The sequence below is a fragment of the Sphingomonas sp. DBB INV C78 genome, assembly GCF_042693015.1.
GTDB lineage: Bacteria > Pseudomonadota > Alphaproteobacteria > Sphingomonadales > Sphingomonadaceae > Sphingomonas_E.
The window spans coordinates 3,935,093-3,947,797 of record NZ_CP170544.1 but is presented as its reverse complement, the minus strand read 5'-3'; the positions used below and the strand labels follow the sequence as shown (position 1 = coordinate 3,947,797).

Genomic DNA, 12,705 nt, shown 5'->3' with positions numbered 1-12,705 from the left:
TTCCCTTGCTCCGGGGGCGCAGCTTTTTGTCTATGCTTATCGCCCGGTCAGGGCCTTGGCCGCCTGGAGATAGGTGCGGCCAATGCGGATTTCGGTGCCGTCCGCCAGGTCCGCATGCCACACGCCCAACCCGTCATGACGCAGCTTCGAGATATGATCACGCCGCACCATCGTCGATCGGTGCAGCCGGATGAAGCGCTCCGGGTCCAGCCGCCGTTCGAGCTCCGTGATCGTCTGGTGGAGCAGGAAGCTGCGCGCGCCGACATGGAGCCGCATATAATCTCGCTCCGCCTCGATCCGGTCGATGTCGGTGGCGGCGATCCGGATCATTTCCGAACGGTGCGGGACCCAGAATTCGTCCGTCCAGCTCGTCTTGGCGGAGGGTTCGGCTGGCGGCGCCCGCAGCTTTTCATGGACGCGCGCCACCGCCTTGGCCAGGCGATCGCCCGATACCGGCTTCAGCAGATAATCCACCGCCGCCACATCGAAGGCGGCGACGGCGAACTGGTCGAAGGCGGTGCAGAAGATGATTGCCGGACGATGCGCCGCGGTCTCCAGCGCCTTGGCGACACCCATGCCGTCCAGGCCGGGCATGGCGATGTCGCACAGCAGCAGATCGGGCTTGAGCGCCTCGACCAACCGCAGCGCTGCCTCGCCATCGGTCGCGGTGCCGACCAGTTCGATCCCCGGTGTCTGGGCGCAGAGAATCTGCAGCCGCTCGATCGCCAGCGGCTCGTCATCGACGATCAAGGTTCTCAGGCCCTTCTCGGCCCCAGCTTCAGCAACCATGGCGCGAAAGCGGCAGGAACAATGTTACCGCAAAGCCGCCGCCGGGCAGCGCGCCCCAGCGGCAGCGGCTGTCGCCGCCGAAGCGTGCGGCCAGCCGGTCACGCACGTTGCGCAAGCCGACACCCGTGCCAGTGCCGTTGTTCACCTCAGCTTCGGTCATCGCGTCGCCGTCATCCTCCACCGACAAGACCAGCCCGTCCGAATCCTCGCGGGCACGGATGCGGATGGTAACGGGGCGGCGCGCGCGTGAAACCCCATATTTGACGGCGTTCTCGACAAGCGGCTGCAAGATCAGGCCGGGCACGCAGGCGGTGCGCAGCGGATCGGGGACTTCGACCTCCACCTTCAGGCGATCGGGAAAGCGCACCGCCTCGATATCGAGATAGAGCCGCTGCAGCCGGATCTCCTCGTAAAGCGGCACATCCTCGGTGGGATCGCCGGTCAGGCTGGTGCGGAAGAAAGTCGACAGATTCATGATCATCCGCTCGGCCTCCTCCTTCTTGTCGGTCATCACCAGCGAGGAGAGCGAGTTGAGCGTGTTAAACAGGAAATGCGGATTGACCTGATAGCGCAGCGCGCGGAGCTCTGCCGACTGCACCGCCGCCCGGAAACCCGCTGCCTCACGTTCCGCGGCACGCACCGCAGACGCATAGCACAGTGCCAGGAACAAGGCGGACCAGGCGGAAAAGAAGAAGAAGCCGTTGGCCGCCTGATCGGCGATCGCCATGATCGGCGTCTTTTCCTCCTCGTCCTGCTCGCCTTCGTCGCCGACCTGGATGGTCACCTGGCGGGTCGCGACGGGCGGTGCCGGGGGTGCTGGCGGGGCCGGCGGCGCCGCGCCTTCGCGAACGGGCGTCTCCGGCTTCACCGGTGGCACCAGTACCGCGACTGGATCCTTCCCTTCCTCCTTCTGGATGACGATCGTCGCAGACTTCTTCTTCTGCATTTCGTCATGGTAGCGCTCGTCGAACCGCTCGAACGCCAGCCAGTTGATCGTCGAATAAGCGAAGGCCGCGGGTACTGCGAGCAAGGCGGCAACGATGATCGCCTGCTTTAGCGAATGTCCTATCGTGCGGCGCAGGACGAGGTAGACGATATAGGTGATCGCCATGCTCGCCAGCGTGACGCCGGCGCGATAAGCCAGCATTTCAAGCTGGTGCTCATAGCCAAGCCCGGCGGCGCGAAACGTGATGATCGTGAAATAGAACAGCCAGAAACCGGCGATCGAAAGCAGTGCGACGCCGTGGCTGATCTGCGCGCGCGGCGTCTCGTCATGTTCAATATCCATCACCGGGATATAACGCCCTATGGATGAATCGGGAGTCTAGATCAGGCCACGTCCGTCGAACCGCGCCGGCCGTTCATCGAAAGTTCAGGTTGCACGGCCCGGTTTCACCTAAAGGAACAGTCCCCTCCGACCGCGCGTTTCCTTGCCGATAAAGAGAGGATTAAGACATGGACGCCAGCGGCCGTGAAAAACCAAAGACCGAGGACCATCCCACCACCAAGGTCCGCACCGCGCATGATGCCAGCGATGATGCGCGGCTGGCGCTCGATCCAAGCCACGAAGACGCGAAGCTGGATGTCGCGCTGGACGAAAGTTTTCCGACCTCGGATGCGCCGTCGAACACCCAGCCCGGCAAGGGCAAGGATCCCGCGCCGTCGTCGGGATATGACGAGGACGCCGAGCGGGAGCGCGCCAGGATGAAGGCGGGCGAGTAGTCCAGCGCTCGCCTAGCGGCGCGCCCGCGGCTATAGCGCGGGCATGTCGCTCCTTTCCGGCCCCCTGATCTTCCTTGCAGCGCTCGCTGCGATGGAGGGCCTCGCCTATGCGGCGCATCGCTGGATCATGCACGGGCCGGGCTGGTTCCTGCATCGCAGCCATCATCGCCCGCGCGACGGATGGTTCGAGGCGAACGATCTCTACGCGGCGATCTTCGCCGTTCCGTCGATCCTGCTGATCCTGGCTGGCGTCCAACTCGGCTGGGGTGCGGGCTACGCTTGGGCTGGGGCTGGCATCGCCGCTTATGGCGCAATCTATTTCGGCTTCCACGACGTCATCGTCCATCGCCGCATCGCTACCGGCTATGTCCCGCGATCGGCATACATGAAGCGGATCGTCCAGGCGCACCGTTTGCACCATGCGGTGGAGACGAAGCACGGCACCGTCAGCTTCGGCTTTCTCGTCGCGCCGCGGGTGGAAACGCTTAAGGCGGCGCTGGCCAAAAACGACCGCCAAGGGATGCGGGCGCCGCGCAAATAGTGGTTGCGGCCACGTATCAACTCACAAGCTATTAAGCTTTCCGGCCGACTAACCGAACCAGAAAAATCGGGTCGTCGGGGCGTAAAATGAGTAACTTCCTGTCCAATTTGAAAATTTCGGCCAAGGTGCTTGGCGTCATCGCGATTCTGTCGCTGGTGTCCCTGGCGCTGGCAGGGCTGGGCGCCTGGCGGACGAACGGCATCACCGCCGAATATGACGATCTGGCCGATCATCATCTTCCGGCATCGGTCAAGCTCGCGCGCGCCGATCGCAACATTCAGGAAATCGGCTACGCCGCTTACCGCATCATCTCCTATGATGGCGCATCAAGCCAGGCGAAGGATGCCGCATCCGACGTGGAGGAAGGAATCAGGGCCGCAGGCGAATCTCTGGCCGAGGCGGCGAAGCTTCAACCGGAGATCGACCAGCAGCGCGCAGAGGTGCAGAAGAGCATCGACGCTGTTGCGCAGACCGCCGAACGCATCGTTGGGCTTGGCCTGGCCAACCAGAATGACGCGGCCCGGCCCGAGCTTATCCTGCTCGATCAAAAGATCGCAGCCGCCGTCGATATCATCAGGCCCCTGAACCGGAAGCTCATCGCCAAAGCTGACGATCAGACCGATGCGCTCATGGAAACGGCCCAATCGTCCGTCATCGAGCTCGTCCTCATCAGCGTCCTCGGCATTCTCGTCAGCGTCATTGCCGGTCTCTACGTCACCCGCGCCGGCATCACCCGGCCCTTGGCGGCGCTCGGCGATCGCATGAAGGGGCTTGCCGCCGGCGAGAATGACAGCGCCGTCCCCGGCACCGCCCGTGGTGACGAACTCGGCCAGATGGCCGCGACCGTGGAGATATTCCGCGAAATCGCCGTCGCCAAGCTCGCCGCAGACGCCGAAAAGCTTCGCGCCGATGCGGAACAGAAGATGGTGGTGGACAAGGTCGCAGCCAGCCTCGGCCGTTTGGCCGAGGGCGATCTCACCGCCCGCCTCGACGATAATATCCCCGCCGCCTATGACCGGCTGCGCAGCGATTTCAACGCCGCCACGCAGGCTTTGCAGGATGCGATGGGCAAGCTCGCCGAAAGCGCCGGCAGCATCCATACCGGCTCGGGCGAGATCAGCTCCGCGTCCGAGGATCTGTCGCGCCGCACCGAGCAGCAGGCCGCCTCGCTCGAGGAAACGGCCGCCGCGATGGACCAGATCACGTCGACGATCCGCGACACGGCCGATCGCGCCCGCCATGTCAGCAGCTCGGTGGCGGAGGCACATGGCAGCGCCAGCGAAGGCGGTCGCGTCGTCCGCGAAGCCGTCGTCGCGATGGACGCCATCGAAAAGAGCTCGCAGGAAATCGCCCAGATCGTCGATCTGATCGACGGCATCGCCTTCCAGACCAATTTGCTAGCGCTGAATGCGGGTGTTGAGGCGGCGCGCGCGGGGGATGCCGGCAAGGGCTTCGCCGTCGTCGCCAATGAGGTCCGCGCGCTCGCCCAGCGCTCGGCGGACGCCGCCAAGGACATCAAGGCGCTGGTCGGTGCCAGCTCGCGCCAGGTGGCAACGGGTGTTGCTCTGGTCGGCGAGACCGGCACCGCGCTCGACATGATCGTCGGCAAGGTGGCCGAGATCGCTGGTCTGGCGACCGAAATCTCGGCCGCTACCGAGGCGCAATCGGCCAGCCTGCAACAGGTGAACACCGCCATTGCGGAGATGGATCGGACGACGCAGCAAAATGCCGCGATGGTCGAGGAATCGACCGCAGCGGCGCGCAGCCTTGCCGGTGAGGCGGACGAGCTTACCGCGCTCGTCGGCGGTTTCCGCATCGGCGACGCCGCCCGCGCCCAGCCGCGCAAGGCGCGGCCCGCGGGACGCGGCAACCCCGTCCACAAGGTCCAGACCAACCTCGCCGCCGCGATCGACGGCTGGGCGGAGTTCTAGATCGCCAGCTTCGCCCAGATCGGCAGATGATCCGACGCGCGGGATGATTTGGCGGAGCGGTGGACCCCGCAACCGCCAAGCTCGATCCCGCGGCCGATCAGGATACGATCGAGCGCCGCGACCGGGCGGCGGCTGTGGAAGCTGCGGCCGGTATCGCAGATGCGGAAGGCCGGCGCGAATTCGGCGAGGCAACCGCCGACCTTCGCCCATTCGTTGAGGTCGCCCATCATCACCGTCGGCAGCGGCGGGCGCGATGCGAGCTGGGCAAGGATCGCGCGCACCTGCCGCCGGCGCCACAGGCCGGACAGGTCGAGATGCATCCCGACAATCCGGATCGGCGTACCGCGAATGCGCAAGTCGGCCATCACCGCGCCGCGCGGCTCCAGCACCGGCAGGTGGATCGGCGCATGGGCGAGGATATCCACCCCGCGCTTCACCAGCACCGCATTACCGTGCCAGCCGATTCCGCCGGGGCGGATGTCATAATCGACCGGCTTGTAGGCGCTATGCTCGGTAATCATGTCGACCGGGATGGCGGACAGCTTCGATCCGAAGCGCAGGTCCGCCTCCTGAAGCGCCACCACATCGGCGTCGATCTCGTGCAGCACCTCCAGGATGCGGGCGGGGTCGCGCTTGCGGTCGGTGCCGACCGCCTTGTGGATATTGTAGCTGGCGACCGTGATCGGGCTGGGCGTGATCATGCCGCGCCGCCTTCCTCCCATGCCGCGGCGAGGATGGCGCGCGCTTCCGCCTCATCCTCTTCGTCGACCATCACCCAGATCGGGATCGCCATGCCCATCGCCTGCAAGCTCATCTCCAGATCGAACAATACCGACGGGATGCCGTCCGATTCCAGCCGGGACTGGATGATCCCGGCTTCGAAGCTGTTGTAGAAGCGGGCGAGCTCGATCAGGGCCATGGCAGTGGGACGCGCGGGCTCAGGCCGCGGTTCCGCCCACCGTCAGCCCTTCGATCAGCAAGGTCGGCTGGCCGACGCCGGCGGGGACGGACTGGCCACCCTTGCCGCAGATGCCGACGCCCTCGTCCAGCGCCATGTCATTGCCGATCGCGCGCACCTTGGTCAGCGCGGTCGGGCCGTCGCCGATCAGCGTCGCGCCCTTGATCGGCGCGCCGATCTTGCCATTCTCGATGCGATAGGCCTCGGTGCAGGAAAAGACGAACTTACCGCTGGTGATGTCGACCTGGCCGCCGCCGAAGCTGGTGGCGTAGATGCCGTTTTTCACGCTCGCCAATATGTCCGCCGGATCGTCCTTGCCCCCCAGCATGAAGGTGTTGGTCATGCGCGGCATCGGCGCATGGGCGAAGCTTTCGCGCCGGCCGTTGCCGGTGGCGGGCACGCCCATCAGCCGGGCATTCAGGCGATCCTGCATATAGCCGACGAGAATACCGTCCTCGATCAGCGTGTTGCGCTGGGTCGGGGTGCCCTCATCGTCGATGCTGAGCGATCCGCGGCGGTTGGCGATCGATCCGTCATCTACCACGGTGACGCCGCGGGACGCGACCTGGGTGCCGATCCGGCCGGAGAAGGCCGAGCTTCCCTTGCGGTTGAAGTCGCCTTCAAGACCATGGCCGATCGCCTCGTGCAGCAGCACGCCGGGCCAGCCGGGGCCGCAGACGACGGTCATCTCGCCGGCGGGCGCCGGCACCGATTCGAGGTTCACTAGCGCCTGCTTCAGCGCCTCGTCGATCGCCCGGTTCCAGGTCGCGTCGACGAACAGGTCATCATAGAGATAGCGGCCGCCCAGCCCGAAGAAGCCGCTTTCACGCCGGCCATTCTGCTCGACCACGATCGAGACGTTGAGGCGGACGAGCGGGCGTACGTCATGCGCGACGAAGCCGTCGGGGCGGACGATCTCGATCACGCTCCACGAACCCGACAGGCCGACTGTGACCTGCGCGACGCGCGGATCGCGCGCACGGGCGGCGGCGTCGATCTTCTGGCAAAGCTCCACCTTCTTCGCGAAGGGAACGAGGCCCAGAGGATCATCCGCGGTGTAGAGCGAAACATTGGTCCGCCGCGGCGGTGCCGAGCGGGCGCCCTTGGCGGGATCGAGCAGGGTCATCGTCTCGGCCGCGCGGCGGATCGCAGCTTCGCTGATCTCGTTCGCATGGGCGAAGGCTGTCGTTTCGCCGGAAATGCCGCGCAGACCGAAGCCCGCTTGCGTGTTGAAGTCCGCCGTCTTCAGCCGCCCGTCATCGAAGCCGAAGCTCTCCGACGTCGCATATTGCAGGTAAAGCTCGCCATCGTCGCAGCCCTTCAGCGCATCGGCGGTCAGGCGCAGCGCGCCGTCCGGGTCCAGGGCATTGTCGCGATAGAGGAAGCGGCGGGGGTCGAGGATCGTGCTCATGCTCCCCGATATAGGACGATCAGTGGTCGGAACCAGTCGTTTCGTCCGCAGGGCCGCCGATCAGGATGAAACGGCGATCGCAATAGCCGCAATCGGCATAGCCGCTCTCGTCGATTTCGAGCCAGACGCGCGGATGGCCGAGCGCAGCGCCGCCGGGAATCTCGGAGGCACCGTCACAGGCGACGCGGGACGAGGAGACGCGGGTGGATTCGGGCGGCGGCAGCATGGCCTTGCCCCTAGCGCAGGCGGGGTGCGCGGTTCAAGCGGTCTGATGCGCGGCGATCGTCGCGGCGCGGGCCGGATGCATCGGCGTCAGCGTCGCCAGCATGGTGGCAAGGACGGCGGCGAAGGCCAGCGCGCGGCGCGACCGGCGGAGATGGAGATCGTTGAACATGGATTGGAGAATCGCCGATCCGCGTAAACAAGCCTTAAACGGAGACGGTTAACACTCTGGCCATCGCACCCCTTTGCGCCACCGCGCCCGGCCCGCTAAAGCGCTGGCATGACTGACGCCGCGATCCGCATCCTCGACCTCGCGAAAACCTATGCCGGCGGCAAGCAGGCGCTGAAGGGCGTCAGCTTCGATGTGCCGCGGGGGCAGATATTCGGCCTGCTCGGCCCCAATGGCGCCGGCAAGTCGACGCTCATCAACATCCTGTCGGGCATGGTCAACAAGACCAGCGGCACGGCGGAGATCTGGGGCTTCGACATCGGCCACGATCATCGCAACGCCAAGGCCTCGATCGGCATCGTTCCGCAGGAGATCGTGTTCGATCCCTTCTTTACACCGTTCGAGACGCTGGAAATCCAGGCCGGCCTTTATGGTGTGCCCAAGCATCTGCGCCGATCGATGGAACTGCTCCGCGCGGTCCATCTCGAGGACAAGGCCAAAGCCTATGCCCGCTCGCTTTCGGGCGGCATGAAGCGCCGGCTGCTCGTCGCCAAGGCGATGGTCCATTCGCCGCCCGTGCTGGTGCTGGACGAGCCGACCGCCGGTGTCGATGTCGAACTGCGCCAGCAGCTCTGGGCCTATGTGCGCGAACTCAACAGGGGCGGCGTCACTGTCGTCCTGACCACCCATTATCTCGAGGAAGCCGAGGAGTTGTGCGATCGCATCGCGATCATCAATCATGGCCAGCTTATCGCCAATGAACCGACCAAAACGCTGGTCGGCATGGCGCGCGAGAAAGCGGTCGAAGTGACGGTCGATCGCGACCTCAAGGCCCCGCCCTCCTCGCCCTTGTTCGATCGGATCGAACTCAAGGGCGAACGCACCATCGTCATCACCTATTGCAAGGATAAATTGAACGCCGGCGGCGTGCTGGCGGCACTTCAGGCCGAAGGGCTTGGTATTGTCGACGTTTCGACGCGCGAGGCCGATCTGGAAGATGTGTTCCTTAACCTGACGCGCTCCGCCAATGGCTAACGCCTTTGACGTCGTTGTCATCGGCTCGGGCGCGGCCGGGCTGACGGCCGCGCTCAACCTCGCCGAACGCCACCGCGTCGCGGTGATCGCCAAGGGATCGCTGTCCGACGGGTCGACTGCCTGGGCGCAGGGCGGCATCGCCGCCGTGCTCGAACCCGGCGACAGCTTCGATGCCCATATTGAAGATACGATGATCGCGGGCGCGGGCCTCAACAATCGTGCCGCGGTGGAGTTCGTTGTCGGCAACGCACCGCGTGCGATCGAACGGCTGGCGGAGCTCGGCGTACCCTTCAACCCCGGCGAATCCGAACGCTGGCACCTGACACGCGAAGGCGGGCACAGCCATCGCCGCATCGTCCATGTCGACGATGCGACCGGCTGGGCGGTGCAGCAGGCGCTGGAAAAGGCGGCGGCTGCCAATCCCAACATCACCCTCGTCCCCGACATGGTGGCGATCGACCTCGCCACGGGCCGCCATGGCGAGCGCTATTCGGGCGAAGGCCATGTGTGGGGCGTCTATGCGCTCAACCGCAAGACCGGTCGGGTCGAGTTGTTCACCGGCCGCGCGACCATTCTTGCCACCGGCGGGGCGGGCCGCACCTATCTCTATTCGACCGCGCCGCGTGGCGCGACCGGCGACGGCATCGCCATGGCTTGGCGCGCGGGGGCGCGCGTCTCGAACATGGAATTCATGCAGTTCCACCCGACCTGCCTCTACAATCTGGAGGTCAAGAACTTCCTGATTACCGAGGCGGTTCGCGGCGAGGGTGGGCACTTGAAGATCCCGACCAGCGGCCATCGCTTCATGCCCGATTTCGATCCTCGCGCCGAACTTGCCCCGCGCGACGTGGTGGCGCGCGCGATCGATCATGAGATCAAGCGGCTCGGTCTGGATTATGTTCATCTCGACATCAGCCATATGCCGCCCGATTTCGTGCGAGACCATTTCCCCAACATCTACAACAAGCTGCTGGGGCTGGGCATCGACATCACTACCCAGCCGATCCCGGTGGTGCCCGCCCAGCATTATACCTGCGGCGGCGTGGTCGTGGACCTCAAGGGCCGCACCGACCTGCCCGGCCTCTATGCTGCGGGCGAGGTGACGCAGTCGGGCCTCCACGGCGCCAACCGCTTGGCCTCCAACTCGCTGCTCGAATGCCTCGTCTTCGGCGAGGCGGCCGCCGGCCACATCATGCGCCATTGGGATGAGATGCCCGCCCCCCCGCCAATCCGCCCGTGGGACGAAAGCCGTGTTTCGGATTCGGACGAGGAGGTCATCGTCCAGCATAACTGGCGCGAGATCCGCCGCTTCATGTGGGATTATGTCGGCATCGTCCGTACCACCAAGCGGCTCGAACGCGCGCACCATCGCATCAAGCTGCTGCGGCGCGAGGTCGACGAATATTACGGCAATTTCCGCGTGACGCCCGACCTGATCGAGCTGCGCAACCTCGTCGACGTCGCCGAACTGATCGTCCGCTCGGCGCTTCGCCGCAAGGAAAGCCGCGGCTTGCACTATACGCTCGATTATCCCGACACGCTGGCCGAGGCGAAGGACACGGTGCTGGTGCCCTGACTTTATTCTCCTCCCTGCAAGGGAGGGGTTAGGGGTGGGTGGCGGAGCCAGTGGGCTCAATGCCCGCTGGCGTAGCTTTTCGGGGAGGTCGGCGAAGCTCGCTGCCGCTCGCGACCCACCCCCAGCCCCTCCCTTGGCAGGGAGGGGAGATAACTCAGCTCATCCCCACCCCAATCACCATCCACAGCGCCATCGCCACCATCATCACATTCTCGGTCAGCGAGACGAAGCCCAGCGGCACATTGCTGTTGCCGCCGACGCAGGCGCATTTCAGGTCGCGCTTGTCGATATAGACGGCCTTGAACACCGAAACCGCGCCGATGCCGCCGATGAACAAGGCGACCGGGATCGAAAGCCAATGGAGTGCGCCCGTCAGCATCAACAGGCCCGCGCCCAACTCCAGGAACGGATAGGCATAGGCATAAGGCACGTACCGCCGCGCCAGCAGGTCATAACCGAGGAACATCGTCGCAAAGCGATCGACATCCTGTAGCTTCAGCATCGCCAGCAGCATCATGGCGATCGCGATGAAGCGTTCGACGGTCATCACGCCGACGAGCGGCATCGCGGTCAGCCAGTTCACCCCAAGCGCAAGCAAGGCGGCCACCGCGAACACTGCGATCACCGGCGTATAGCTGGTCGCCTTGGGATCTTTGACGCTCAGGCCCAGATAGCGGCGCAGATCGTCATGCCCGCCGATGCGCTCGCCGTGGATGAAGATTTGCGGCGTGGTCGCCACGTCATATTGGGCCTTGAACGCCTCCTGCTCGGCGCGCGTCGTCAGCCAATGATCCTCGACCTCATAGCCGCGATGCTTCAGCAGATAGCGCGCCTTGGTGCCGAACGGGCAGATGTGCTCCGGCATCACCATGCGATAGAGTATGGCGCGTTTGGGGGCGGTGGCAGCGGCGGTCGTCATTCGCATCGTCCGTTGTGAGGCGTTTCGATGCACCCCATATAGGGTCCGTATCATGGTACGGAGTCAAGGGCAGCGATGACGACGATTTCGGGGCTCGCCAAAGCGGGCGGCGTAGGGGTGGAAACGGTGCGCTTCTACCAGCGGCGCGGCCTGCTCGGCACGCCCGATCGGCCGCTGGGCGGCGGCGCGGCGGGGAGTGTGCGGCGTTATGGGGCGGAGGATGTCCGCCGGCTGCGCTTCATCCGCTCCGCGCAGGCGGCGGGCTTCACGCTCGATCAGATCAGCGAACTGCTCCAGCTTGACGCCGGCCAGGATCGTGCCCGCGCCCGGGCGCTCGCGGCCGAACGGCTGGCGGCACTCGACGCCAAGATCGCCGAATTGGAAGCCGCCCGCACCGCGCTCCGCCGTCTCGCGCATGAATGCGGCAAGTCCGACGAAGGGCGGTGCCCGATCATCTCCGCCTTCGATGAGTGACGTCGAAGAGGGTCAGGCCGTCAGGAAGGTCTTGAGCTCAGATATGAAACCGTCCGTATTGTCGAACATGATGAAATGCGCGGCATTGGGCACGCGGATCAGCTTCACACCCTTCAGGTTGGCGTAGGATGCCTTGTAGATTTCATCCACCTGCGCATCGGTCACCTGCACGCCCCGCGGCGTCACATAGAGCACGGTCGCCGGCACGCTGATCTTCGTGAGTTCGGGGCGAAGATCGGTGACGATCAATTCGTGGAAGGTGGCGGTCACGACCTTGCGATCGCTGGCCACGGCCTGTTGCAGCACCTTCGGCCGCAGCGCCTCATTGGCCACCATCGGCCCCATCATCGCTGCCAGCGCCTGCTCATTCTCGGCATCGCTGCGCGCGTCCATCTTCTTCTGGATGTCGTCGGCGACCGGCTTCAGGCTTTCGGCGGTCGATCCAGGCGGGCCGAACATCATGCCCATGAAGGGCAATTGGTCGACCACCATCACCCGGCCGACCAGTTCGGGATGCCGCGCCGCCACCATCAGCGCCACGGTGCCACCCATGGAATGGCCGACGATCGCCGGCTTGGTCAGCTTGGCGTCACGGATGTAGCGGGCAATCTCCTCGGCCACGCCGGCGATCAGCCCGCCGGCCGCGTTGCCCTCGGCCGCGGTGCCGGCAAAGCCTTTCACCTGCACATAATGATAACGATAGCCAGGTAGCTTGGGGGTCGCGGTGCGCCAGGCATCGGGGGAGGAGGTGAGGCCGGGCACCAGGATCACGTCGCGCCCGCTGCCTTCGACGGTCATGGTCAGCCGGTTCGATACGAAGCCGGCGTCCTTCGCCCATGCGGGTGTCGCCGCCACCAGCGCCAGTGCCGCTGCCGCCAAACCGAACTGCCTGCGATCCATGGCTTACTCTCCCGATTTTACCCTATTCCGGTCGCGATGGTTATGGATGGTCGCGCCG

15 protein-coding genes are annotated in these 12,705 nt (G+C 65.2%); 6 read left to right on the top strand and 9 right to left on the bottom strand.

What is annotated here, in order from left to right:
- Positions 1–36: 36 nt before the first annotated feature.
- Both ACFB49_RS18670 and ACFB49_RS18665 read right to left on the bottom strand, forming a co-directional pair.
- Entirely contained in the window at positions 37–789 is a 753-nt protein-coding gene (locus ACFB49_RS18670; RefSeq protein ID WP_380872812.1) for a LytR/AlgR family response regulator transcription factor, read from the bottom strand.
- Positions 779–2,077, bottom strand: a complete 1,299-nt coding sequence (locus tag ACFB49_RS18665; protein ID WP_380872810.1) for a sensor histidine kinase — start codon at positions 2,075–2,077, stop codon at positions 779–781. The genes ACFB49_RS18670 and ACFB49_RS18665 overlap by 11 nt, the downstream gene beginning before the upstream one ends.
- A 167-nt stretch (positions 2,078–2,244) precedes the next feature.
- Here ACFB49_RS18665 and ACFB49_RS18660 point away from each other — a divergent pair, with 167 nt between their 5' ends.
- The 3 genes from ACFB49_RS18660 to ACFB49_RS18650 all read left to right on the top strand — a co-directional run bounded on the left by ACFB49_RS18660 (position 2,245) and on the right by ACFB49_RS18650 (position 4,983).
- Positions 2,245–2,511 carry a hypothetical protein gene (locus tag ACFB49_RS18660; RefSeq protein WP_380872809.1) on the top strand — a complete coding sequence of 89 codons (267 nt, stop codon included), beginning with the start codon at positions 2,245–2,247 and terminating at the stop codon, positions 2,509–2,511.
- Positions 2,512–2,554: 43 nt separating this feature from the next.
- Positions 2,555–3,052, top strand: a complete 498-nt coding sequence (locus ACFB49_RS18655; protein ID WP_380872808.1) for a sterol desaturase family protein — start codon at positions 2,555–2,557, stop codon at positions 3,050–3,052.
- Positions 3,053–3,138: 86 nt separating this feature from the next.
- Entirely contained in the window at positions 3,139–4,983 is a 1,845-nt protein-coding gene (locus tag ACFB49_RS18650; RefSeq protein ID WP_380872806.1) for a methyl-accepting chemotaxis protein, read from the top strand.
- Here the strand turns inward: ACFB49_RS18650 and ACFB49_RS18645 are convergent.
- The 5 genes from ACFB49_RS18645 to ACFB49_RS18625 are packed head-to-tail and all read right to left on the bottom strand — an operon-like array spanning position 4,980 to position 7,746.
- Positions 4,980–5,684, bottom strand: coding sequence for an endonuclease/exonuclease/phosphatase family protein (locus ACFB49_RS18645; protein WP_380872805.1), 705 nt, complete (start codon positions 5,682–5,684; stop codon positions 4,980–4,982). The genes ACFB49_RS18650 and ACFB49_RS18645 overlap by 4 nt on opposite strands.
- On the bottom strand, positions 5,681–5,902 hold the full coding sequence (locus ACFB49_RS18640; protein WP_380872804.1) for a putative signal transducing protein: 222 nt from the start codon (positions 5,900–5,902) through the stop codon (positions 5,681–5,683). The genes ACFB49_RS18645 and ACFB49_RS18640 overlap by 4 nt, the downstream gene beginning before the upstream one ends.
- A 19-nt stretch (positions 5,903–5,921) precedes the next feature.
- Positions 5,922–7,352 (bottom strand): metalloprotease TldD, encoded by a 1,431-nt coding sequence (gene tldD / locus ACFB49_RS18635; RefSeq protein ID WP_380872803.1) that lies wholly within the window; start codon positions 7,350–7,352, stop codon positions 5,922–5,924.
- Between the two features lie 19 nt (positions 7,353–7,371).
- Positions 7,372–7,578, bottom strand: coding sequence for a zinc-finger domain-containing protein (locus ACFB49_RS18630; protein WP_380872802.1), 207 nt, complete (start codon positions 7,576–7,578; stop codon positions 7,372–7,374).
- Positions 7,579–7,611: 33 nt separating this feature from the next.
- The gene (locus ACFB49_RS18625; RefSeq protein ID WP_380872801.1) at positions 7,612–7,746 is read right to left on the bottom strand and encodes a hypothetical protein; all 135 of its coding nucleotides are present in this window, start codon (positions 7,744–7,746) and stop codon (positions 7,612–7,614) included.
- Positions 7,747–7,854: 108 nt separating this feature from the next.
- Here ACFB49_RS18625 and ACFB49_RS18620 point away from each other — a divergent pair, with 108 nt between their 5' ends.
- A complete protein-coding gene (locus tag ACFB49_RS18620) occupies positions 7,855–8,778 on the top strand; it encodes an ABC transporter ATP-binding protein (RefSeq protein WP_380872800.1) in 924 nt (307 codons plus the stop codon).
- Positions 8,771–10,354 carry an L-aspartate oxidase gene (nadB, locus tag ACFB49_RS18615; protein ID WP_380872799.1) on the top strand — a complete coding sequence of 528 codons (1,584 nt, stop codon included), beginning with the start codon at positions 8,771–8,773 and terminating at the stop codon, positions 10,352–10,354. Before ACFB49_RS18620 ends, nadB begins: the two co-directional genes overlap by 8 nt.
- A 154-nt stretch (positions 10,355–10,508) precedes the next feature.
- Here the strand turns inward: nadB and ACFB49_RS18610 are convergent, their stop codons facing one another.
- The gene (locus ACFB49_RS18610) at positions 10,509–11,273 is read right to left on the bottom strand and encodes a MauE/DoxX family redox-associated membrane protein (protein WP_380872798.1); all 765 of its coding nucleotides are present in this window, start codon (positions 11,271–11,273) and stop codon (positions 10,509–10,511) included.
- 75 nt (positions 11,274–11,348) lie between these two features.
- Between ACFB49_RS18610 and ACFB49_RS18605 the strand changes: the two genes are divergently transcribed.
- A complete protein-coding gene (locus ACFB49_RS18605; protein WP_380872797.1) occupies positions 11,349–11,747 on the top strand; it encodes a MerR family DNA-binding protein in 399 nt (132 codons plus the stop codon).
- A gap of 12 nt (positions 11,748–11,759) precedes the next feature.
- Here ACFB49_RS18605 and ACFB49_RS18600 read toward each other — a convergent pair whose 3' ends face one another.
- Positions 11,760–12,647 (bottom strand): alpha/beta fold hydrolase, encoded by an 888-nt coding sequence (locus ACFB49_RS18600; RefSeq protein WP_380872796.1) that lies wholly within the window; start codon positions 12,645–12,647, stop codon positions 11,760–11,762.
- Positions 12,648–12,705: the final 58 nt, after the last annotated feature.